The 21,548-nt window shown below is 71.6% G+C and carries 17 protein-coding genes; 5 read left to right on the top strand and 12 right to left on the bottom strand.

Going from position 1 to position 21,548, the window contains the following annotated elements:
* Positions 1–55: 55 nt before the first annotated feature.
* The 10 genes from G6W55_RS09530 to G6W55_RS09485 form a co-directional block, all read right to left on the bottom strand.
* Positions 56–952 (bottom strand): DUF4429 domain-containing protein, encoded by an 897-nt coding sequence (locus G6W55_RS09530; RefSeq protein WP_175520360.1) that lies wholly within the window; start codon positions 950–952, stop codon positions 56–58.
* Between the two features lie 75 nt (positions 953–1,027).
* Positions 1,028–2,797 carry an IucA/IucC family siderophore biosynthesis protein gene (locus tag G6W55_RS09525; RefSeq protein WP_175520359.1) on the bottom strand — a complete coding sequence of 590 codons (1,770 nt, stop codon included), beginning with the start codon at positions 2,795–2,797 and terminating at the stop codon, positions 1,028–1,030.
* A complete protein-coding gene (locus G6W55_RS09520; protein ID WP_175520358.1) occupies positions 2,794–3,324 on the bottom strand; it encodes a GNAT family N-acetyltransferase in 531 nt (176 codons plus the stop codon). The genes G6W55_RS09525 and G6W55_RS09520 overlap by 4 nt, the downstream gene beginning before the upstream one ends.
* The gene (locus G6W55_RS09515) at positions 3,321–4,604 is read right to left on the bottom strand and encodes a lysine N(6)-hydroxylase/L-ornithine N(5)-oxygenase family protein (RefSeq protein WP_175520357.1); all 1,284 of its coding nucleotides are present in this window, start codon (positions 4,602–4,604) and stop codon (positions 3,321–3,323) included. The genes G6W55_RS09520 and G6W55_RS09515 overlap by 4 nt, the downstream gene beginning before the upstream one ends.
* Positions 4,588–6,030, bottom strand: a complete 1,443-nt coding sequence (gene desA / locus G6W55_RS09510; protein WP_175520356.1) for a lysine decarboxylase DesA — start codon at positions 6,028–6,030, stop codon at positions 4,588–4,590. Before desA ends, G6W55_RS09515 begins: the two co-directional genes overlap by 17 nt.
* 178 nt (positions 6,031–6,208) lie before the next feature.
* Positions 6,209–7,258 (bottom strand): ABC transporter substrate-binding protein, encoded by a 1,050-nt coding sequence (locus G6W55_RS09505; RefSeq protein WP_175520355.1) that lies wholly within the window; start codon positions 7,256–7,258, stop codon positions 6,209–6,211.
* Between the two features lie 142 nt (positions 7,259–7,400).
* On the bottom strand, positions 7,401–8,561 hold the full coding sequence (locus G6W55_RS09500) for an acyl-CoA dehydrogenase family protein (RefSeq protein ID WP_175520354.1): 1,161 nt from the start codon (positions 8,559–8,561) through the stop codon (positions 7,401–7,403).
* A gap of 5 nt (positions 8,562–8,566) precedes the next feature.
* The gene (locus G6W55_RS09495) at positions 8,567–9,502 is read right to left on the bottom strand and encodes a hydroxymethylglutaryl-CoA lyase (RefSeq protein ID WP_175520353.1); all 936 of its coding nucleotides are present in this window, start codon (positions 9,500–9,502) and stop codon (positions 8,567–8,569) included.
* Between the two features lie 89 nt (positions 9,503–9,591).
* Positions 9,592–11,523, bottom strand: a complete 1,932-nt coding sequence (locus G6W55_RS09490) for an acetyl/propionyl/methylcrotonyl-CoA carboxylase subunit alpha (protein ID WP_175520352.1) — start codon at positions 11,521–11,523, stop codon at positions 9,592–9,594.
* Positions 11,524–11,537: 14 nt separating this feature from the next.
* Entirely contained in the window at positions 11,538–13,154 is a 1,617-nt protein-coding gene (locus G6W55_RS09485) for a carboxyl transferase domain-containing protein (RefSeq protein ID WP_175520351.1), read from the bottom strand.
* Positions 13,155–13,250: 96 nt separating this feature from the next.
* On the opposite strand from G6W55_RS09485, the gene G6W55_RS09480 reads away from it, so the two are divergent.
* From G6W55_RS09480 to G6W55_RS09470, 3 genes are all read left to right on the top strand, one after another.
* Entirely contained in the window at positions 13,251–13,847 is a 597-nt protein-coding gene (locus G6W55_RS09480) for a TetR/AcrR family transcriptional regulator (protein WP_030779922.1), read from the top strand.
* 143 nt (positions 13,848–13,990) lie between these two features.
* On the top strand, positions 13,991–15,148 hold the full coding sequence (locus G6W55_RS09475) for an acyl-CoA dehydrogenase family protein (RefSeq protein WP_175520350.1): 1,158 nt from the start codon (positions 13,991–13,993) through the stop codon (positions 15,146–15,148).
* A 35-nt stretch (positions 15,149–15,183) separates the two neighbouring features.
* Positions 15,184–16,056, top strand: a complete 873-nt coding sequence (locus G6W55_RS09470; protein ID WP_175520349.1) for an acyl-CoA thioesterase II — start codon at positions 15,184–15,186, stop codon at positions 16,054–16,056.
* A 236-nt stretch (positions 16,057–16,292) separates the two neighbouring features.
* On the opposite strand, the gene G6W55_RS09465 is transcribed toward G6W55_RS09470, so the two are convergent.
* Positions 16,293–17,081, bottom strand: a complete 789-nt coding sequence (locus G6W55_RS09465; RefSeq protein ID WP_175520348.1) for a phosphatase — start codon at positions 17,079–17,081, stop codon at positions 16,293–16,295.
* A gap of 86 nt (positions 17,082–17,167) precedes the next feature.
* A complete protein-coding gene (locus G6W55_RS09460; RefSeq protein ID WP_217686711.1) occupies positions 17,168–18,703 on the bottom strand; it encodes a PucR family transcriptional regulator in 1,536 nt (511 codons plus the stop codon).
* A gap of 187 nt (positions 18,704–18,890) precedes the next feature.
* Between G6W55_RS09460 and speB the strand changes: the two genes are divergently transcribed.
* On the top strand, positions 18,891–19,859 hold the full coding sequence (gene speB / locus G6W55_RS09455) for an agmatinase (RefSeq protein ID WP_175520347.1): 969 nt from the start codon (positions 18,891–18,893) through the stop codon (positions 19,857–19,859).
* Complete coding sequence (locus tag G6W55_RS09450) at positions 19,856–21,541, top strand: thiamine pyrophosphate-binding protein (protein WP_175520346.1); 1,686 nt, start codon at positions 19,856–19,858, stop codon at positions 21,539–21,541. The genes speB and G6W55_RS09450 overlap by 4 nt, the downstream gene beginning before the upstream one ends.
* Positions 21,542–21,548: the final 7 nt, after the last annotated feature.

The raw sequence follows: 21,548 nt of genomic DNA, 5'->3' as shown, positions 1-21,548 counted from the left end.
GGCGCCTGTTAACCGACCGTGGGGAACCGTTGAATGTGTTATGCGCGCCGGCCGCTCACATGCGCTTGAGGACCGCCTGCTTGGCCAGGCTGAACTCGTCGTCCGTCAGCACCCCGTCCCGGTGCAGCTCGCCCAGCTCCCGCAGCCGCCGCAGCAGCGCGTCGTGGTCCCCGCCCGGCCCGTCCGCCGCGGGGCCCGGCAGCGACCGTACGGCGGCCCTGTCCCGGTCCGCGTCCAGGTCCCCGGCCGGTGCGGCCGGGTGCGGGAGGCGGGCCTGGACGGCCGCCGCGACCAGCGCCATCAGGGGGTCCTTCTTGAAGCCCCACAGCTCGACGGCGTTGGGGTCGTACTTCGGCGGGGCCTTGGTGGGGGAGTGCCGGACGGTGAACCGCAGATGGCCGTTCTCCAGGCCCGCCGCCGGATGCCACTCGACCGCCGTGATGTCCTCGACGGGGATCGTGCGGGCCCCGGAGGACGCCTTCGCGTCCTCCGTCTTCCAGTTCCACTCCAGGCGCACCCGCTCGCCGTCGAAGCTCGCGGTGCCGTCCCCGGCGGAGCAGGACAGCGGCACGGACGGGCCGGGCAGCAGATACGTGTCGACCGGGCCGCCCGGCACCTCGTCCAGGGTCAGGGCCCGGCGCACCTCGTCCACCAGATACTCGGCGACCCCGTACCGGTCGGACTCCACGAGGAGCTGGTAGGGGTCGTGCGGCTCGGACAGCCGTCCGCCGGTGGCGTGCAGCAGCGGGTCGGCGCCGTCCCGCAGCCGCAGTCTGAGCCGTCCGGACCGCTTCCCCTGCTCGAACGAGATGCCCGCCAACGCCCCGAGGGGGACGACGAGTTCGCCGAGTTCGCGGCGCAGCAGCCCGACGTTCTTGTCCCGCCCCGGCGTCAGCCGCAGGGCGTCCCCGTCGAAGACCCAGGTGCCGTCCTTCTGGATAATCTCCGCCATGGGCCGATTGTTCCAAACCGGCCCCGGACGGGCGACGGGCGCCCCGGGGACCGTACCCGGGGCGCCCGCCCGTGATCAGAACCCTGCGACGGGATTTTTCAGGGTGCCGATCAGTTGGAGGGCCCCGGCCGGGTCCGACAGGTCGACCATCTGGCGGTTGTCGCGCAGTTGGAGCCGGTTCAGACAGGACAGGGCGAACTCGGGGGCGAACAGGTCGTACTGGCGGAACTTGTCGGCCAGTTCGGGGTGCGCCTCCTGGTAGGCGCGGCTGACCTCGGCGACCGTGCGCCAGAAGTCGTCCTCGGTCAGGACCCCTTCGTCGGCGAGGGCGGCCGCGAGGAACCGGAAGAAGCAGTCGAAGACGTCCGTGAAGATCGACAGCAGTTTGGTGTCCTCGGGGACGTCGACGCGGATCCGCCGGACCTCGGGCGGCAGTACCGCGTCCGGGTCCATGACGGCGATCTCCTCGGCGATGTCCTTGTAGATCGCCCGGCGCACCACCCCGTCCTCCAGGACCAGGATCGTGTTCTCGCCGTGCGGCATGAACACCAGGTCGTAGGCGTAGAAGCTGTGCAGCAGCGGGGTGTAGTACGCCTCCAGATAGGTGCGCAGCCACTCGGTGGGGGCCAGGCCCGAGCGCTCGATCAGGGCGCCGGCCACCGACCTGCCCTCGTGGTCGACATGGACCAGCGCGGCCATGGTGGCGAGCGACTCGCCGTCCCGCAGGGAGGGGACCGGGCTCTCCCGCCACAGCGCGGCCAGCATCTTGCGGTACGGCGAGTAGCGGTCGGTGGCGGCCTCGTACTCCAGGTGCCGGTAGCCCACGGCCGCCCGCTCCCGGATGATCGACAGACCGGACGCCTTGAGCACCGGGTCGTTCTCGATGAGCTGGGCCAGCCAGTCGTTGATCGCCGGGGTCGCCTCCATGTACGCCGCCGAAAGACCGCGCATGAAGCCCATGTTGAGCACGGACAGGGCCGTCTTCACATAGTGCTTGCCGGGGTGCGAGGCGTTGAAGAAGGTGCGGATGGACTGCTGGGCCAGATACTCGTCGTCGCCCTCGCCCAGGCACACCAGATGGCGGCGGGCGACCTCGGCGGCGAAGGTGACCGACAGCTTGTTCCACCACTGCCAGGGGTGGACCGGGATGAGGAGGTAGTCGGCCGGGTCGAGGCCCTGCTCGCGCAGGACCGTGCCGAACCGCTCGACGGTCGCCTCGCCCAGCTCCTCCCGCACGAAGGACTCGTAGTCGATGCCGACGCCCGCCGTGAACGCGGCCCGGGAGCGGTGCGCGGCCAGCCACACCAGCCGGACCGGGTGCGCCGTCTCCGGGGCGTAGGCCAGGTACTCGTGGACCCCGAAGCCGAGCCGCCCGTTGTTGGCGACGAAGCAGGGGTGGCCCTCGGTCATGCCGGTCTCGACGGCCTGGAAGCCGGCGCGCGCCAGTTCGGCCGAGGTGACCTCCGGTTTGGCCAGCTTGTAGCAGGTGCCGGAGAGGGTGGAGGAGATCTCCTCCAGATAGACCGGCAGGATCTCGTCGCTGAGGTGCAGGGACTCCTTCAGCTCGATGAAGAAGTCCAGCGCGGCGAGGGGGAGTTCGGCCCCGGCCCGGACACGGGTGATGGAGTCGGCGTCCACCTGCCAGTGGTCCAGGGCGCGCCGGACGGCGGTGTAGCGGTAGGCGGTGAGCCCGTCGTCGCTGCGGACGACGTACTCCTCGCCGTCCCGCTGCGGGCTGATCAGCCGCTCGTGGGCGAACTCCGCGAGCGCCTTGCGGATCAGCAGACGGTTGGCCCGCTCCCAGCGCTCGGGGGTCAGATGGGCGACGGAGCCGGTGAGGCTCATGCGGGCACCCCCACGGCGGCGGTGAACTGCTCACGGGTGCAGAAGCTCAGCAGCGCCGGCTTCTCGGGCTTGACGATCTCGCGTTCGGCGACGAACCCGACGGCCTCGTTCAGGGCGTGCACCGCCGTGTTGGAGACGTCCGGCTCGACGACGACCCGGGAGGTGGCCGGGTCGTCGAAGAGCCGGGCCATCACCGCGGTGATGACGGACCGGGTGAAGCCGTGCACCGGCCGGTCGGTGGCCGGCACCAGGAAGTGCATGCCGACGTCACCGGGCAACGGCTCGTACAGACCCACGAGTTCGCGGTACCGGGGGTCGTAGTACTCCATCAGGAAGGCGGGTTCGCCGTCTTTCAGGCCGAGCAGCGCGTGGTGGTGCTCGTCGGCCGCGATCTCCATGTAGGCGCGCTCGACCTCCTCCGGCTTGGCGCCCTGCATCATCCAGTACGCCGCTTTGGGGTGGGTGACCCAGGCGTGCAGCAGCTCGCCGTCCTCGACGGGGTCGAGCGGGCGGAAGGTGAAGGTCATACGGCGAACTCCTGGAACGCGATGGTCTTCTCGACCGGGTAGTACTCGCTGCCGAGCAGCTCACGGATGATGGCGCTGTTGCGGTAGGCGCCCATGCCGAGGTCGGGGGAGGTGATGCTGTGCGTGTGCACCCCGGCGTTCTGGAGGAACACGCCCCGGCCCGTGGTGTCGATCGCGTAGTTGCGGGCGACGTCGAAGTTGCCGTGCGCGTCGCGCACCAGCCGGTTCTGGACCGGGGCGAGGAACGCGGGCTCGGCGTAGTGGTAGCCGGTGGCCAGCACCAGGCCCTCGGACTCCAGGGTGAAGTCCTTGCCCTGCTCCTCCTGGCGGAAGGAGAGGGTGTAGCTTCCGTCGGCGTACGACGCCCCGTGCAGCGCCGCGTTGGTGAGCAGCCGGGTGGGCACCGGACCGCCGAGGTTCTTCTGGTACAGCAGATCGAAGATCTCGTTGATCAGATCGCCGTCGATGCCCTTGAACAGGCCCTTCTGCTCGGTGGTGAGCCGGTACCGGGTCGCCTCGGGCAGCGCGCGGAAGTAGTCGATGTACTCCGGCGAGGTCATCTCCAGCGTGAGCTTGGTGTACTCCAGCGGGAAGAAGCGCGGGGAGCGGGTGACCCAGTTCAGCCGGTAGCCGTGGACGTCGATCTCGCTGAGCAGGTCGTAGTAGATCTCGGCGGCGGACTGCCCCGAGCCGACCAGGGTGATCGACTCCTTCTTCTGGAGCTCCGCCTTGTGCGCCATGTAGCGGGAGTTGTGCAGGAAGTCCCCGCCGAGGTCCCGGCATGCCTCCGGGACGTACGGGCTGGTGCCGGTGCCGAGGACCAGGTGCCGGGCCCGGTAGACGTCCCCGTCGGTGGTGCGTACGGCGTACAGCGCGTCGCCCTCGTCGTAGGTCACCTCGGCGACGGTCGTCGAGAAGCGCACACTGGTCAGCTTGTTCGCGGCCCAGCGGCAGTAGTCGTCGTACTCGACACGCAGCGGGTAGAAGTTCTCGCGGATGTAGAACGAGTACAGCCGGCCTTTGTCCTTCAGGTAGTTGAGGAAGGAGTACGGCGAGGTCGGGTCGGCGAGGGTGACCAGGTCCGACATGAACGGCGTCTGGAGGTGGGCGCCTTCGAGGAACATCCCGGCGTGCCACTCGAAGTCCGGCTTGGACTCCAGGAAGACGCCGTCGAGCATGTCGATGGGCTCGGTGAGACAGGCGAGGCCGAGGTTGAAGGGGCCGAGCCCGATGCCCACGAAGTCGTAGGTCTTGCTGCGGGGCTCAGGAAGCGCGGTCAAGGGACTCTCCCAGGTACTGCTCGGCGTGGCCGGCGATCAGATCGAGGACGGCGGCCATGTCGGCCGGGGTCGTCTCGGGGTTGAGCAGGGTGAACTTCAGGTAGTGGCGGTCGTTCACCTTGGTGCCGGCGACCACCGCGTCACCGGAGGCGAACAGGGCCTTGCGGGCGTACAGGTTGGCGCGGTCGATCTCGGCCGGGTCGGTGACGCTCCGCGGGATGTAGCGGAAGACCAGGGTGGACAGCGACGGCTGGACGACGACGTCGAAGCGCGGGTCGGCGGCCAGCAGCCGCCAGCCCTCGACGGCCAGGTCGCAGACCTCGTCGAAGAGTTCGCCGATGCCGTCGGCGCCCATGGTGCGCAGGGTCATCCAGAGCTTGAGGGCGTCGAAACGGCGGGTCGTCTGGAGGGACTTGTCCACCTGGTTGGGGATGCGCTCCGCCACCATCCGCCGCGGGTTGAGGTACTCGGCGTGGTAGGTGGCGTGCCGCAGGGTGGCCGCGTCCCGGACCAGCAGGGCGGAGGAACTCACCGGCTGGAAGAAGGACTTGTGGTAGTCGACGGTGACCGAGTCGGCGCGCTCGATGCCGTCGATGCGGTCCCGGTACTTCACGGAGGCGAGCAGTCCGCAGCCGTAGGCGGCGTCCACGTGCATCCAGGTGGAGAACTGGGCGCAGAGCTCAGCGATCTCGGGCAGCGGGTCGATGGAGCCGAAGTCGGTGGTGCCGGCGGTGGCGACGACCGCCATGGGCACCAGTCCTGCCGCCCGGCAGCGCTCCAGCTCACGGGCGAGCGCCACGGTCCGCATCCGCTTGTCGTGGTCGACCGGGATCGACACGACCGCGTCCTGGCCGAGGCCGAGGAGTTTCGCCGACTTCTTCACGCTGAAGTGGCTGACCTCGGAGGCGAAGATGCGCAGTTTCGCGAGCGAGTCGGTCTTGGCCTCCTCGCGCGCCAGCAGCAGCGCCTGGAGGTTGGACTGGCTGCCGCCGGAGGTGAACACGCCGTCGGCGGCGGGTCCGAGGCGGATCCGTCCGGTCGTCCAGTCGACCAGCCGGCGTTCGATGAGGGTGCCGCCGGCCGACTGGTCCCAGGTGTCCAGGGAGGAGTTGACGGCGGAGAGCACCGCCTCGCCGAGCACCGCCGGTATGACGACCGGGCAGTTGAGGTGGGCGAGGTAGCGGGGGTGGTGGAAGTAGACCGCGTCGCGGAGGTAGACGTCCTCCAGCTCGTCGAGGACCGCGGAGGTGTCGTGCAGCGGCTCGTCCAGGTCGATCCGCTCGATGAGGGGGGCGAGGGCGTCGACCGTGACGCCGGTGAACGGACGGTCGGTGGCGGCGAGTCTGGCCGCCACCCGCTCGACTCCTTCGGTCACGGAGCGGCGGTAGTGCTCCGCGGTCGTGTCATTGAGCAGGTGCGAGCGCATGGTGGGGGTCCTCCGGTGGGGCCGGTCGGCTTCAACTTAGGTAAGCCTAACCTAAGTTTGATCGCGCACGGCATGGCTCACCCGTGACAGTGATCACGTACGCGAGAGGGGTTCCGGCGTGCCTGAGGGCACGGGGGAGGTCCCCCGTGCCCTCAGCGGATCGTCTGGCCGGCCTGGCTCAGGCGACCTTCTTCGCCTTCTCCAGCGCCTCGGCGAGGTTCTCCAGGAGCGGCGCGCACTTGGCGTACGACAGGATCGGCTCGGCGGAGCGGGGGATGACCTGACCGGCCTTCACCGCGGGCAGCTTCTTCCAGGTCGCCTCGGTGATGTCGGCGGGCTGGATGGTCTGGGAGCGGTCGTCCATCATGATGATGTCGGCCGCGTACTTGTCGACGTTCTCCCAGCTCAGCGACTCGAACCAGCCGCCGCCCAGCTTCTTGGCGCTCTCCGGCGGCTCGACGAAGTTCACGCCGAGGGACTTGAAGTACTCCAGGTCGACGGAGAGGTTGGTGCCGGAGACGTAGAACAGCTCGGCGCTCGCGGAACCGGCCATCACCTTGATCTCGGGCTTGGCCTTGGCCGCGGCGCGCAGCCGGGTGGCCGCCGCCTCGAAGCGCTTCTTGGCGTCGGTGACCGCGGCGGCCTTCATGTCCGCGCCGAGGGACTCGGCCAGCTCCCACACGCGCTCCAGCGGCGCGGTGAGCTGACGGTCGTAGACGGAGACGCCGACGCTCGGGGCGAGCTTGGCGATCTTGTCCTTGGACGCCTCGGGGACGTACCAGAGGGTGCCGGCGGAGTCGAACATGGTGGAGATGAGGACGTCCGGCGCGAGGGCGGCGTACTTCTCGACGTTGAACTCGTCCCAGACGTTGCCCAGGATCTCGACCTTGCTGACGTCCATGTCGCCGGCCTGGACGTCGGCCTTGCCGTCGGCGGTCTTCGTCGGGCCGAAGACACCCTTGACCTTGATGCCGTAGTCGTACAGGGCCGCGCCGACACCGGTGAAGGCGACGATGTTCGCGGGGACCTTGTCGAGCTTCACGGTGGTGCCGCGGTCGTCCTTGAAGGACCAGGGGCCGGACGTGGCGGAGGTGCCCGCGGACGAGTCCGAGCCACCGCTCTTCGCGTCGTCGTCGCCGCAGGCGGCGAGGACGGCACCGAGGCCGAGGGCGCCACCGGCGGCGAGGATGCCGCGGCGGGTGAGGTGGTTGGCGCTGGCGTGGGACATGAGCGTGACTGCTTTCGGACGTGCGGGAACACCGCCGGACGGATCGAGGGAAGGTTAGCCTAACCTCAGATCATTTCCGTGCCCGGGGTGCTGTGATCCACATCCCGTGTTCCCGCACGTCACCGCCGCCGACGCGGGGACGTCAGCCGACGAGCCCCAACTCCCGCGCGATCAGCATGCGCTGGACCTCGCTCGTGCCCTCGCCGATCTCCAGGATCTTGGAGTCGCGCCACATCCGCGCCACCGGGTACTCGTTCATGAAGCCGTACCCGCCGTGCACCTGGGTGGCGTCGCGCGCGTTGTCCACGGCGATCGTCGACGAGTAGAGCTTCGCCAGCGCCGCCTCCTTCTTGAAGGGCTCGCCGGCCACCAGCCGGGAGGCCGCGTCCCGCCAGGCCAGCCGGGCGGTGTGCGCCTTCATCTCCATGTCGGCGATCTTGAACTGGATGGCCTGGTTGGCGCCGATCGGCCGCCCGAACGCGTGCCGTTCGCGGGCGTACTGCACCGACTCGTCCACACAGCCCTGCGCCAGCCCGGTCGCCAGCGCCGCGATCGCGATCCGGCCCTCGTCCAGGATCCGCAGGAACTGCGCGTACCCGCGGCCCTCCTCGCCCAGCAGGTTGGCCCGCGGCACCCGGACGTCCACGAAGGACAGTTCACGGGTGTCCGAGGCGTTCCAGCCGACCTTGGAGTAGGGCTGGGCCACGGTGAACCCCGGGGTGCCGGACGGCACGATGATCGCGGAGATCAGCGGACGCCCGTCCGGCTTGCGGCCGGTGACCGCCGTGACCGTCACCAGCCCGGTGATGTCCGTGCCCGAGTTGGTGATGAAGCACTTGGTGCCGTTGATCACCCACTCGTCGGTGTCCGGGTCGATCCGCGCCGTCGTCCGGGTGGCGCCCGCGTCACTGCCGCCGTCGGGCTCGGTCAGACCGAACGCGCCCAGCATCTCGCCGGAGCACAGCCGCGGCAGCCAGGTCCGCTTCTGCTCCTCGGTGCCGAACAGATGGACCGGCATCGCGCCCAGCGAGACACCGGCCTCCAGGGTGATCGCCACCGACGAGTCGACCCGCGCCAGCTCCTCCAGCGCGATGCCCAGCGCCAGATAGTCGCCGCCCATACCGCCGTACTCCTCGGGGAACGGCAGCCCGAACAGGCCCATCCGGCCCATCTCACGGACGATCTCGTACGGGAACTCGTGCCGCTCGTAGAAGTCGCCGATCTTGGGGGCGACGACGTCATGGGCGAACTCCTCGACCGTGCGGCGCAGTTCGTCGAGTTCGGGGGAGAGACGATGGTCCATGTCGATCACTGGTCCTTGTGGGGCTGTGTCGGGTTACCGAGCGCGCGGACGGTGCGGGACGGGCTGGGCCGGCCCAGCCGGCCGGCCATCCAGACGCTTGTGGCGACGAGACGGCCGAGGTCGACACCGGTGTCGATGCCGAGACCCTGAAGCATCCACACCAGGTCCTCGGTGGCGAGGTTGCCGGTGGCGGACTTGGCGTACGGGCAGCCGCCGAGACCGCCCGCCGAGGCGTCGACGGTGGTGACGCCCTGTTCGAGGGCGGCGTAGGTGTTGGCGAGCGCCTGCCCGTAGGTGTCGTGGAAGTGCACGCCCACCGCCTCGGTGGGGACGCCCTCCGCGGCGAGCAGCGAGAGCAGCGCCCGCACCTGGCCGGGGGTGGCGACGCCGATGGTGTCGCCCAGGCTCAGTTCGTCGCAGCCCATGTCGCGCAGCGCCCGGCAGACCCGCACCACCTGGGCGGCCGGGACGGGCCCCTCCCAGGGGTCGCCGAAGCACATCGAGACATAGCCGCGCACCAGCACGCCCTCGTCCTTCGCGCGCCGCACCACCGGGGCGAACATCGCGAGCGACTCGTCGAGCGTGCGGTTGAGGTTGGCCTTGGCGAAGGACTCGGTGGCGCTGGCGAAGACCGCGACCCGGCGGGCGCCGAGCGCGAGCGCCCGGTCCAGACCGCGTTCGTTGGGCACCAGCACCGGCAGCGCCACCGGGAGTCCGGCGACCCGCGGGAACAGCTCCTCCGCGTCGGCCAGTTGGGGCACCCACTTGGGGTGCACGAAGCTCGTCGCCTCGATGGTGGTCAGCCCGGCCTCGGCCAGCCGGTGCACGAACTCGGCCTTGACCTCGGTGGGGACGGTCGCCTTCTCGTTCTGGAGGCCGTCGCGGGCGCCGACCTCGTAGATCCGCACCCGCGCGGGCAGCCCCGCCGCCGGCACGGGCATGGGCAGTCCCTGGACTCCCCGAGTTCCCTGAACTCCCTGACCCTGAACTCCCTGCCCCTGGATTCCCTGCCCCTGGATTCCCTGAGAGGTCATTCCGCTGCCTCCTCGTGCGGGGTGACGACGGCCAGCACCTGGTCCATGGCGACCGTCGATCCCGGGGTGACGTCCAGCTCGGCGACCGTGCCGGCGTGCGGGGCGGAGATGACGTGCTCCATCTTCATCGCCTCCACCACCAGCAGGCTCTGGCCCGCGGCCACCTCGTCGCCGACGGCGACCTTGACCACCGTGACCGTGCCGGGCATGGGCGCGGTGAGCGAGTCGGCGCCGGCGAACGCGGAGCCGGTCAGGGACGCGGCCACCGGGTCGTGGTCGCGCACGTGCCAGGCGTCGCCGTCCCGGCCGAGCCAGTCGCCGGCGCGGTCGAAGGTGTGCCGGACGCCGTCGAGGGTGACGGACACCTGGTGGGGGGTGACGGTGTGGGTGCCGCGCGCGGTTTGCTCCACCGGGTCCTGGACCCTGAGCGTGAAGGTCACCGGACGCGGTGTCCCGCCCAGCCGCCACCCGCTCGGCACCGAGAACGGGTCGGTCCACCCCTCGCCCGTGGGCCGCAGCGCCTCCAGACGGACCGCGGCGGCCGCCTCGTAGACCTCCTCCGGCACCTCGCCCGGCACCAGTGTGTCGGCGACCCGCTCGACCAGACCGGTGTCCAGCTCCCCGGCCACGACCGCCGGAAGCGCGAGCAGCCGGCGCAGGAACCCGGCGTTGGTCGGCACGCCCAGCGTGACCGTCTCCGCGAGGGCGGCGCGCAGTTTCCTGAGCGCGGTCGGGCGGTCGGGGCCGTAGGCGATCACCTTGGACAGCATCGGGTCGTAGAGGCTGCCCACCTCGGTGCCCTCGCTGAGCCCGGAGTCGGTGCGCACGCCGTCACCCTGGGGCTCGCGCAGCGCGAGGACCGTGCCGCCGGACGGCAGGAAGCCCCGGGAGGGGTCCTCGGCGCAGATCCGGGCCTCGATCGCGTGCCCGGTGAGGCGTACGTCTTCCTGTCCGAAGGACAGGGGTTCACCGGCCGCCACCCGGAGCTGCCACTCCACCAGGTCGAGGCCGGTCACCAGCTCGGTCACCGGGTGCTCCACCTGGAGGCGGGTGTTCATCTCCATGAAGTAGTACGAGGACGGGTCGCCGCCCGGGACGATGAACTCCACCGTGCCCGCGCCCCGGTAGCCGCAGGAGCGGGCCGCCTGCACGGCCGCCTCGCCCATCGCGGCGCGGGTCTCCTCGTCCAGCAGGACGCTGGGCGCCTCCTCGATCACCTTCTGGTGCCGGCGCTGGAGCGAGCACTCGCGCTCGCCCAGGTGCACGACGTTGCCGTGGCCGTCGGCGAGGACCTGGATCTCGATGTGCCGGGGGCGGTCGATCCACCGCTCCACGAGGAGCGTGTCGTCGCCGAAGGAGGCGCGGGCCTCTCGGCGGGCGGCGGCGATCTCCTCGGCGAGTGCGGCCGTCTCCCGCACCAGGCGCATGCCCTTGCCGCCGCCGCCCGCGGACGGCTTGAGCAGCACGGGGACGCCGATCTCCCGTGCGGCGGCGACGAGTTGCTCGTCGCTGAGCCCGCTGCCGGTGGAGCCGGGCACCACCGGGACCCCGGCGGCCATCACCGTCTCCTTGGCGCGGATCTTGTCGCCCATCAGGGCGATCGCCTCGGCGGGCGGCCCGATGAAGACCAGCCCGGCGTCGGCGCAGGCGCGCGCGAAGCCCGCGTTCTCGGCGAGGAAGCCGTACCCCGGGTGGACGGCCTGCGCGCCGGTGCGGGCGGCCGCCTCCAGGAGCCGTTCCACCGACAGATAGCTCTCGGCGGCCGGTGCCGGGCCGATCCGTACGGCGGTGTCGGCCTCGCGGACGTGCCGCGCGTCGGCGTCGGCGTCGGAGAACACGGCGACCGAGCGCACGCCCATCGCGCGCAGGGTCCGGATCACCCGGACGGCGATCTCGCCCCGGTTGGCGACGAGCACGGTGTCGAACATCGTCTGCAAGTCCCTCACATCCGGAAGACGCCGAACTGGGGGTCTCCCAGGGGCGCGTTGGCACAGGCGGTCAGCGCGAGGCCCAGCACCTGCCGGGTCTCCAGCGGTTCGATGACCCCGTCGTCCCAGAGCCGGGCGGTCGCGTAGTAGGCGTTGCCCTGGCGCTCGTACTGGGCCCGGATCGGGTCCTTGAAGGATTCCTCCGCCTCGGCGGGCCACTCCTCGCCGCGGGCCTGGAGCTGGTCGCGCTTGACGGTGGCGAGGACGGAGGCGGCCTGCTCGCCGCCCATCACCGAGATCTTGGCGCCGGGCCACATCCACAGGAAGCGGGGCGAGTAGGCGCGGCCGCACATCGAGTAGTTCCCCGCGCCGTAGGAACCGCCGACCACGACGGTCAGCTTCGGCACGCGCGTGCAGGCGACCGCCGTCACCATCTTCGCGCCGTGCTTGGCGATGCCGCCCGCCTCGTAGTCCCGGCCGACCATGAAGCCGGAGATGTTCTGGAGGAACACCAGCGGGATCCCGCGCTGGTCGCACAGCTCGATGAAGTGGGCGCCCTTCTGGGCGGACTCGGAGAACAGGATGCCGTTGTTCGCGACGATCCCGACGGGGTGGCCGTGGATCCGGGCGAAGCCGGTGACCAGGGTCTGCCCGAACTCGGCCTTGAACTCGGCGAACCGGGAGCCGTCGACCACGCGCGCGATGATCTCGCGGACGTCGTAGGGGGTCCGGGAGTCGACCGGGACCGCGCCGTACAGCCCGTAGGGGTCGACCTTGGGCTCGGCGGACGGGGTGACCTTCCAGGGCAGCGGCCCGCGCGCGGGCAGGGTGGCGACGATGTTCCGCACGATCCGCAGCGCGTGCGCGTCGTCCTCGGCGAGGTGGTCGGTGACGCCGGAGACCCGGGAGTGCACCTCGCCGCCGCCCAGCTCCTCCGCGGTGACGACCTCGCCGGTGGCGGCCTTCACCAGCGGGGGGCCGCCGAGGAAGATCGTGCCCTGGTTGCGGACGATCACCGCCTCGTCGCTCATCGCCGGGACGTACGCGCCGCCGGCCGTGCAGGAGCCGAGGACGGCCGCGATCTGCGGGATCCCGGCGCCGGACATCCGGGCCTGGTTGTAGAAGATGCGCCCGAAGTGCTCGCGGTCGGGGAAGACCTCGTCCTGCATGGGCAGGAAGGCGCCGCCGGAGTCCACCAGGTACAGACAGGGCAGCCGGTTCTCCAGCGCGACCTCCTGGGCGCGCAGATGCTTCTTCACCGTCATGGGGTAGTAGGTGCCGCCCTTGACCGTCGCGTCGTTCGCCACGATCACGCACTCGCGGCCGCTCACCCGGCCGATACCGGCGATGACCCCGGCGGCCGGTGCCTGGCCCTCGTACATGCCGTCGGCGGCGAGCGGGGCCAGCTCCAGGAACGGCGACCCCGGGTCCAGCAGGGTGTCCACCCGGTCCCTGGGCAGCAGCTTGCCGCGCGCGGTGTGCCGGGCGCGCGCCTTCTCGCCGCCGCCGAGCCGGGCCGCGGCCAGCTTGCCGTGCAGCTCCTCGACGAGTGCGCGGTGGGCCTCTTCATTGGCCCGCCAGGCTTCCGACGCGGGATCTGCCGCGCTCGTCAGCTCCGGTGCCTGCTCCATCCTGCGGTTCCCCTCACCCAGTGATCGCCTGTTAATGAGCGTTAACCATTTCCTTCAGGTTAACGACCGCTAACCTCCCTGTCTAGAATTGGCCGCATGGCCACCAGAACCGACGCCCCCACCCGCCGCGAGCAGATCCTCAAGGAGGCCGCCCGCCTCTTCGCCGAACGCGGTTTCCACGGCGTCGGGGTCGACGAGATAGGGGCCGCCGTCGGCATCAGCGGCCCCGGGCTCTACCGGCACTTCCCCGGCAAGGACGCGATGCTCGCCGAGCTGCTGGTGGGCATCAGCGGCCAACTGCTCACCGGTGCCCGGCGCCGCCGGGCGGAGGCCGACGGGGACCCGGCGGAGGCGGTCCTCGACTCGCTCATCGAGGGGCACATCGACTTCGCGATCGACGACCGTCCCCTGATCACCCTGCACGACCGTGAGCTGGACCGCCTGCGCGACAGCGACCGCAAGCTGGTCCGCCAGCTCCAGCGGCAGTACGTCGAGCTGTGGGTGGAGGTGCTGCGCGCGGTCTACCCGGACCTCGCCGAACCGGCCGCCCGCTCCGCCGTGCACTCGGTGTTCGGCCTGCTGAACTCCACCCCCCACCTCGGCCGCCCGGGTGCCCTGCCCGGCCGCGCGACCACGGCGGAGCTGCTGCACCGGATGGCCCGCGGCGCCTTCGAGGCGGCCGCCGCCTCCTGACGGCATCCGGGGGCGTGACGAGCGTTACCCCCGCCGCACCCTGGACGGCTGCTCCTACCCGCCGGTACGGTTGTCTCTGAGCAAGCGCTTAGACATGGCAGATGTGCACAGCGTGCACGACGCGGTACTGGAGGTGGCGGAGAGTGCGCCGTACGGTGTTCAACGAGGACCACGAGGCGTTCCGGGAGACTCTCCGGGCCTTCATCGAGGCCGAGGTCGTCCCGGTCTACGACGAGTGGTTCGCCGCCGGCCAGGCGCCGCGCGAGTTCTACTACAAGCTCGCCGAGCTGGGCGTCTTCGGCATCCGCGTCGACGAGGAGTACGGCGGCGCCGGCATCGACTCCTACAAGTTCGAGGCCGTCCTGTACGAGGAGACCGCCCGCGCGGGCGTCACCTTCGGCGGCTCCGGCGTGCACGTGCTGCTCGGCCTGCCGTACCTCAAGCTGCTCGCCACCGACGAGCAGAAGAAGCGGTACCTGCCGAAGTTCGTCTCCGGCGAGGAGATGTGGGCCATCGCGATGACCGAGCCGGGCACCGGCTCCGACCTCGCGGGCATGAAGACCACCGCCAAGCTCTCCGAGGACGGCACGCACTACGTCCTCAACGGCGCCAAGACCTTCATCACCGGCGGTGTGCACGCCGACCGCATGATCGTCTGCGCCCGCACCGCCGCGCCCACCGCCGAGGACCGCCGCCACGGCATCTCCCTCTTCGTCGTGGACACCAAGGCCGAGGGCTACTCGGTCGGCCGCAAGCTCGACAAGCTCGGCCTGAAGACCTCCGACACCGCCGAGCTGGCGTTCGTCGACGTCAAGGTGCCCGTCGAGGACCTCCTCGGCGAGGAGAACAAGGGCTTCTACTACCTCGGCCACAACCTCGCCTCCGAGCGCTGGGGCATCGCCTTCGGCGCCTACGCGCAGGCCAAGGCCGCCGTCCGGTTCGCCAAGGAGTACGTCCAGCAGCGCACCGTCTTCGGCCAGACCGTCGCGTCCTTCCAGAACACCAAGTTCGAGCTGGCCGCCTGCCAGGCCGAGGTGGACGCGGCCGAGGCCGTCGTCGACCGCGCCACGGAGGCCCTCGACGCCGGTGAGCTGACCCCCGCCGAGGCCGCCAGCGCCAAGCTGTTCGCCACCGAGGTCGCCCACCGCGTCATCGACCGCTGCCTCCAGCTCCACGGCGGCTACGGCTTCATGAACGAGTACCCGATCGCCCGCCTGTACGCGGACAACCGCGTCAACCGGATCTACGGCGGCACCAGCGAGATCATGAAGTCGATCATCGCCAAGGACATGGGTCTGTAAGGTTCCGGCAATCGTTGGCCGGTACAACTGACGTCATGAGCAAGGCACTTCAGGACCTCCTCGATCTGCTCGACCTGGAGCAGATCGAGGAGGACATCTTCCGCGGGCAGTCCCGCTCCGCCGTCGTCCCGCGCGTCTTCGGCGGGCAGGTCGCGGCGCAGGCGCTGGTCGCCGCCGGGCGGACGGTCCCCGCGGACCGGCCCGCCCACTCCCTGCACGCGTACTTCCTGCGCATGGGCGACCCCGGCGCGCCGATCGTCTACAACGTCGACCGCATCCGCGACGGCCGCTCCTTCACCACCCGCCGCGTGGTCGCCGTCCAGCACGGCAAACCGATCTTCCACCTCTCCGCGTCCTTCCAGACGTACGAGGAGGGCCTCGACCACCAGGCGCCGATGCCGGCCTCGCCCGACCCGGCCACCCTGCCCACCTCGCAGGACCGGCTGGCCTGCTACGCCCATCTCGACCCGGACGTGGTCGAACGGTTCCTGGAGGCCCGCGAGGCGATCGACCTGCGCTACGTCGACGAGCCGCCGTACGGGAAGTTCGGCGCACCGCGCGAGCCGCACTCACAGGTGTGGTTCCGCACCAACGGCAAGCTCGCGGACGACCCGCTGCTGCACGTCGTCCTCGCCACCTACGTCTCCGACATGACCCTCCTGGACTCGGTGCTGCTCGCGCACGGGCGCGGCGGCTGGGCCGTGGGGGACGTCGTGGGGGCCTCCCTGGACCACGCGATGTGGTTCCACCGGCCGTTCCGCGCCGACGAATGGCTGCTCTACGACCAGGAGTCGCCGTCCGCGTACGGCGGCCGCGGTCTCGGCCAGGCGCGCATCTACACCCAGGACGGGCGGCTCGCGATCTCGGTGATCCAGGAAGGCGTGGTCCGCGCCCCTCGCACGGACTGAGGGACGCGCGCCTTCTCCGGGGCCTGCGGGGCTAGGGCCTCTCTTTCGGATCTTGCCGGGGGTCGCGGGGTCTGGCACGCGCTCCCCCAGAGGGGGGACCCCCAGCGGCGTTGTCGTCGGTTGTCAACGCTCCGCGTTGCCGCCCTCCTCCGCCTTGCATCTGCACGCACCAGACCCCGCTCGGGCCCGCCGAGACGCACCGCCGCTCGGGGCCGGCCAGATCCGAAAGAAAGGCCCTAGTCCAGTCCGGCCTGGGCCAGCAGGTACGCCGTCATCGGGTCGTAGTGGCGCGGGCTCTTCACATGGTCGTCGAGCGGGACCGTCACCTGGACGGTGCCCTCGGACTCGGCGACGAACAGCGCCGGGTCGTTGGAGTCGGCGTACCCCACGGAGTCCACGCCGTGCTGACCGGCGTACCCCGCCCAGCCGTGGTCGGCCACGACCAGGTCGGGCAGCGGGCGCCCGGCGCGTTCGAGCCCGGTCAGGATCGCCTTCATCGGTTCGCCCGAGTGGGTGTGCCACAGGGACGCGCCGTGCTCCAGGACCGCCACGTCCGCGAGCTGCCAGACGTACCCCTCGTCCGTCTGGAGCCCCTCCGGGATGACGACGATCTCGCAGCCGGCCTTCCGCAGCGCCGCGGCCGTGGCCCGGTGCACGTCCAGCAGCCCGCCCGGGTGCCCGGTGGCCAGCAGCACCCGCTGCCGGTCCTCGGCCGCCTTGCGCAGCCGGCCCGCCATGCGCTCCAGGCCGTCGACCGTCAGCTCGGGGTCGATGGTGTCCTGGCCGTAGCGGTACTCCGGGTCGTCGTTCACCCCGACCCGCTCCGCCATCACCGCGAGCACGTCCTGCTCGTCGCTCCAGCGGTCCCCCAGCTCCAGGCCGAACCAGTAGTGACGGTTGCCGTTCGCGAGCTGGCGGTAGTGGGAGAGGTTGTTCTCGCGCGGGGTCGCGACGTCCCCGGCGATACGGGTCTTCACGAGGTGGTCGACGAGCTCGGCGCGGCTGGGAGTCCCGGGTATCGGCATGGCACCCATTGTGGGCCAGCGCACGGTGACCGTCGTCACCGTTCTGCGCGCTGGGACGCGCGTCACTGCGGACCGTGGCCGCGGCGTCACCGTTCGGCGCGGCGCAGCGCGAACCACAGCTCCATCCGGACGTCCGGATCGTCCGGGTCCGTCCCGAGCAGGGCCGCGCACCGGGCGATCCGCTGCCGCACGGTGTTGCGGTGCACGGACAGCGCCACCGCCGTACGGTCCCAGCTCCCGTGCAGCGACAGCCAGGTGCGCAGGGTCTCGGTGAGCGCCGGGTTGTCCGCCAGGGGCGCGAGGAGGGCGCGCGCGTGCGCCTCGGCCTCGTCCGGCGGGACCAGTTCGGCGAGGGCCGCCCGGGTGCCGTAGCGCACGAGCGCGGTCCGGGTGGCGCGGGCCCGGCCCAGCGCCCGCGCCGCCTGGGCGTCGGCGTCCTGCCACCGCCCGGGGACGACGGCGGCGCTGACCCCGAGCGTCCAGCCCGGCTGCGGCCCGGGCTCCCGCCCGGCCGGCACCAGCACCCGTACGACGTCCCCGGCGAGGTCGACCAGCGGCGACCCCAGGGCCGCGCCGAGCGCGGAGGCGGCGAGCGCGTCCGGGGTCCGCTCCTCGGGACGCGCGTGCACCACCAGCCAGCGGTCGCTGCCGAGCAGCGGCACCACGTCCTCCGCGGTGTCGCCCAGCAGCAGCCGCACCAGCGCGGAGGAGCGGGCGGCGCCCGACCCGCTGTGCTGCTCGCCGGTGAGGAGGGAGAGCAGGACGGCGGCGACGGAGGCGATGGTGTGGTCGCCGGGGTCCCGCCGCCCGGCCGCCACCCCGAGCACGAAGCCCTGCCCGGCGCCGAGCGCGTAGGCGGTGAGATGGACGCCGGCGGGGGTGGTGTCACTGGCGCTGGCGGAGCCGCGGGCGACGAGGAGACGGGCGAGGGCGGTGAGCGCGGTGAGCGTATCGGGGGAGTCGTCGGGGGAGCCGTCGGGGGCCGGTCCGGCTCCGGGGTGACCGCCGGCCGGTGTCCGCCCCGCCGCCGCGATCTCCGCGCCCTCCGGCCCGTACAGCACCGCCCGGCCGCCCAGATGCCGGGCGAGGCGGTGCAGGACCGCGGGGACCGGGTCGGGGCGGGACGCGGCGGCGGCCAGACTCTGCTGGGCCTCGGTGACCCGCCGCAGCTCGGCGGTGCGGGCGTGCTCCATGAGCTGCCAGACCGCCCGGCCGACCGCCGCGAAGGTGGTCCGCGGCGGCACTTCGAGCAGCGGCAGCCCGAACGTCTCGCAGGAGGCGACCAGCGCCTGCGGCACGGTGTCGTGCACCGGCGCCACCCCGAACCCGAGGGCCGCGCCGCCCGCCGCGACGATCCGGGAGACGTAGTCGTCGAAGTAGGTGCCCGACCCGGCCGCCTCCGGGATGTGCACCCCGGCCGTCAGCAGCAGTTCGCCGCCCAGCAGATACGGGTACGGGTCGGCCATCTCCGAGGTGTGCGCCCCGTGCAGCACCGTACCGGCGGCCGCGGGCCCGGCGATCTGCCGCAGCGCCAGGTCCTCCCGGGCCAGCAGGGCGGTGAGCGGCACCGGGGGAGTGGGCGGAAGGGACGGCTCCGGCACGGTGTGCGTTCCTGTCTGCATTCCTGTGTGCATCCCTGTGTGCGTACCCTCCACTCGGAGTGCCTCGGGTGGATGAAACGTACACTTCGCAGCCGCTCGGGGGCCACCTAGGGTCGAGGCCGTTCCCCGGCCGGGTCACGGCTCCCCAGTAGAGTCGTACGAGAAGCAGTACATACGCTGTCAAGCGTAAGAAAGAAGGCATTCGACCATGAGCGGCAACGAGACTCCCCGCGGCCCCGTCGACTCCTCCCGCGTCCCGCGCTACGCCGGACCGGCGACGTTCGCCCGGCTGCCCCGGCTGGACGAGGTCGGGCGCGCCGATGTCGCCGTGGTGGGTGTGCCGTTCGACTCGGGTGTCTCCTACCGGCCGGGCGCCCGCTTCGGCGGCAACGCGATCCGTGAGGCGTCCCGGCTGCTGCGGCCGTACAACCCGGCGCAGGACGCCTCCCCGTTCGCCCTCGCCCAGGTCGCGGACGGCGGCGACATCGCCGTGAACCCGTTCAACATCCACGAGGCCGTGGAGACGATCGAGGCCGCCGCCGACGAGCTGCTCGGCACCGGCGCCCGGCTGATGACCCTCGGCGGCGACCACACCATCGCGCTGCCGCTGCTGCGGTCGGTGGCGAAGAAGCACGGCCCGGTGGCCCTGCTCCACTTCGACGCCCATCTCGACACCTGGGACACCTACTTCGGCGCCGAGTACACCCACGGCACGCCGTTCCGCCGGGCCGTGGAGGAGGGCATCCTCGACACCGAGGCGCTCTCCCACGTCGGCACCCGCGGCCCGCTCTACGGCAAGCAGGACCTCACCGACGACGAGAAGATGGGCTTCGGCATCGTCACCTCGGCGGACATCTACCGCCGCGGCGCCGACGAGGTCGCCGACCAGCTCCGCCGGCGCATCGGGGACCGGCCGCTGTACATCTCCATCGACATCGACTGCCTGGACCCGGCGCACGCGCCCGGCACCGGCACCCCGGAGGCGGGCGGCATGACCTCCCGCGAACTCCTGGAGATCCTGCGCGGTCTGGCCTCCTGCAACCTGGTCTCGGCCGATGTCGTCGAGGTGGCCCCGGCGTACGATCACGCCGAGATCACCTCGGTGGCCGCGTCCCACACGGCGTACGAGCTGACCACCATCATGTCCCGCCAGATTGCCGAGGCCCGCGCGAAGTGACCCACGACCACGATCTGGTACTGCGCCCGACGGCCGCCCAGACGGAGGCCGCGCTCAGCCCGCCCCCCGGCCGTACGGGCGGAGACCTGGTCGTGGAGACCCTGGCCGGCCTCGGCGCCACCACCGTCTTCGGCCTGCCCGGGCAGCACGCGCTCGGTGTGTTCGACGCGCTGCGCCGCTCCACCCTGCGGTACATCGGCCTCCGGGTGGAGAACAACGCGGCGTTCGCGGCGGACGGGTACGGCCGGATCACCGGCGAGGCGGCCCCGCTGCTGCTGTCGACGGGACCGGGCGCGCTGACCTCGCTGGCCGCGCTCCAGGAGGCGGCCGCCGCGAGCGCCCCGGTGCTCGCGATCGGCAGCCAGGTCCCGACGGCCGGGCTGGGCGGCGGCCGGCGCGGCTATCTGCACGAACTCCCGGACCAGGCGGCCTCGTTCCGGGGCGTGGTCAAGTCCGTCCACACGGTCCGCGCCCAGTCGCAGATCCCGTCCGCGATCGAGGCGGCCTGGAAGTCCGCGCTGACCGTGCCGCACGGCCCGGTGTGGGTGGAGATCCCGCAGGACGTGCTGGCGGCGCCGACGTCGATCCCGGTCGTGACCGGCGGCGACGCCTTCCCCGACGAACTCCCGCCGCGCCCCGAACTGACCGCCGTGGCGGCCCACTTGCTCTCCCACGCGGCCCGCCCGGCGATCATCGCGGGCGGCGGGGTCGTACGGTCGGACGCCTCGGGCAAACTGCGGCGCCTGGCCGAGGTGTTGAAGGCGCCGGTGGTCACCACCCCCGGCGGCAAGGGGGCGTTCCCCTGGACGCATCCGCTCTCGCTCCAGTCCTGGATGGAGGACCGGCACACCACGGAGTTCCTGGAGGACGCGGACGTCCTGCTCGTCGTCGGCTCCGGGCTCGGTGAACTCTCCTCCAACTACCACACGTTCAGGCCCCGGGGCCGGATCGTCCAGATCGAGGCGGACCTCGGCAAACTGGAGTCGAACCACCCCGCCCTCGGCATCCACGCCGACGCCCGCCTCGCCCTCCAGGCGCTCCTGGAGACGGTGGAGGAGCGGGAGGACGAGTCGGCGCCGGACCGCGTGCGCGACCTGCTCGCCCTGGTCGCCGAGCGCATCGCGGCCCAGGAACTCACCCTGGAACAAGAGGTGTTGGCGTCCGTACGCACAGCACTTCCGGCCGACTCCCCGTCCTTCTGGGACATGACGATCCTCGCGTACTGGGCCTGGTCGGCGTTCGACGCGAAGGGCCCCAACCACATGCACTCGGCGCAGGGCGCGGGCGGCCTCGGCTACGCCTTCCCGGCGGCGCTCGGCGCGGCGGTCGCCGACCCGACCCGCCCGGTGCTCGCGGTGTCGGGCGACGGCGGCGCCCTGTACTCGGTCGCGGAGCTGGCGACGGCCAGGCAGCACGGCCTGGACGTCACCTGGCTCATCGTCGACGACGGCGGCTACGGCATCCTCCGCGAGTACATGACGGACGCCTACGGCGAGGCCACGGCGACCGACCTCACCCGCCCCGACTTCACGACCCTGTCGGAGTCCTTCGGCGTCCCGGCGGTGCGGACCACCCCGGAGAACCTGGAGGCGGACCTGACGAAGGCCCTGTCGACCCCGGGCCCTTCGGTGGTCGTACTCCCGGCGGTGCTACGGATGTTCGCGCCGACGCATCTTTCGTAGGGGGCGG

The sequence above is a fragment of the Streptomyces sp. CAI-85 genome (assembly GCF_013363615.1).
In the GTDB taxonomy this organism is placed as follows: domain Bacteria; phylum Actinomycetota; class Actinomycetes; order Streptomycetales; family Streptomycetaceae; genus Streptomyces; species Streptomyces antibioticus_B.
The sequence above is the reverse complement of the archived record's forward strand: the minus strand, read 5'-3'. Positions and strand labels throughout refer to the sequence as shown.

What these genes read in the sequence shown, in the direction of transcription:
- G6W55_RS09500 (WP_175520354.1), bottom strand. Translation starts at nt 8,561, where the DNA reads ATGGACCATCGTCTCTCCCCCGAACTCGACGAACTGCGCCGCACGGTC.
- G6W55_RS09465 (WP_175520348.1), bottom strand. Translation starts at nt 17,081, where the DNA reads ATGCCGATACCCGGGACTCCCAGCCGCGCCGAGCTCGTCGACCACCTC.
- speB (WP_175520347.1), top strand. Translation starts at nt 18,891, where the DNA reads ATGAGCGGCAACGAGACTCCCCGCGGCCCCGTCGACTCCTCCCGCGTC.
- G6W55_RS09490 (WP_175520352.1), bottom strand. Translation starts at nt 11,523, where the DNA reads ATGTTCGACACCGTGCTCGTCGCCAACCGGGGCGAGATCGCCGTCCGG.
- G6W55_RS09460 (WP_217686711.1), bottom strand. Translation starts at nt 18,703, where the DNA reads ATGCAGACAGGAACGCACACCGTGCCGGAGCCGTCCCTTCCGCCCACT.
- G6W55_RS09470 (WP_175520349.1), top strand. Translation starts at nt 15,184, where the DNA reads ATGAGCAAGGCACTTCAGGACCTCCTCGATCTGCTCGACCTGGAGCAG.
- G6W55_RS09525 (WP_175520359.1), bottom strand. Translation starts at nt 2,797, where the DNA reads ATGAGCCTCACCGGCTCCGTCGCCCATCTGACCCCCGAGCGCTGGGAG.
- G6W55_RS09495 (WP_175520353.1), bottom strand. Translation starts at nt 9,502, where the DNA reads ATGCCCGTGCCGGCGGCGGGGCTGCCCGCGCGGGTGCGGATCTACGAG.
- desA (WP_175520356.1), bottom strand. Translation starts at nt 6,030, where the DNA reads ATGCGCTCGCACCTGCTCAATGACACGACCGCGGAGCACTACCGCCGC.
- G6W55_RS09485 (WP_175520351.1), bottom strand. Translation starts at nt 13,154, where the DNA reads ATGGAGCAGGCACCGGAGCTGACGAGCGCGGCAGATCCCGCGTCGGAA.
- G6W55_RS09520 (WP_175520358.1), bottom strand. Translation starts at nt 3,324, where the DNA reads ATGACCTTCACCTTCCGCCCGCTCGACCCCGTCGAGGACGGCGAGCTG.
- G6W55_RS09505 (WP_175520355.1), bottom strand. Translation starts at nt 7,258, where the DNA reads ATGTCCCACGCCAGCGCCAACCACCTCACCCGCCGCGGCATCCTCGCC.
- G6W55_RS09480 (WP_030779922.1), top strand. Translation starts at nt 13,251, where the DNA reads ATGGCCACCAGAACCGACGCCCCCACCCGCCGCGAGCAGATCCTCAAG.
- G6W55_RS09530 (WP_175520360.1), bottom strand. Translation starts at nt 952, where the DNA reads ATGGCGGAGATTATCCAGAAGGACGGCACCTGGGTCTTCGACGGGGAC.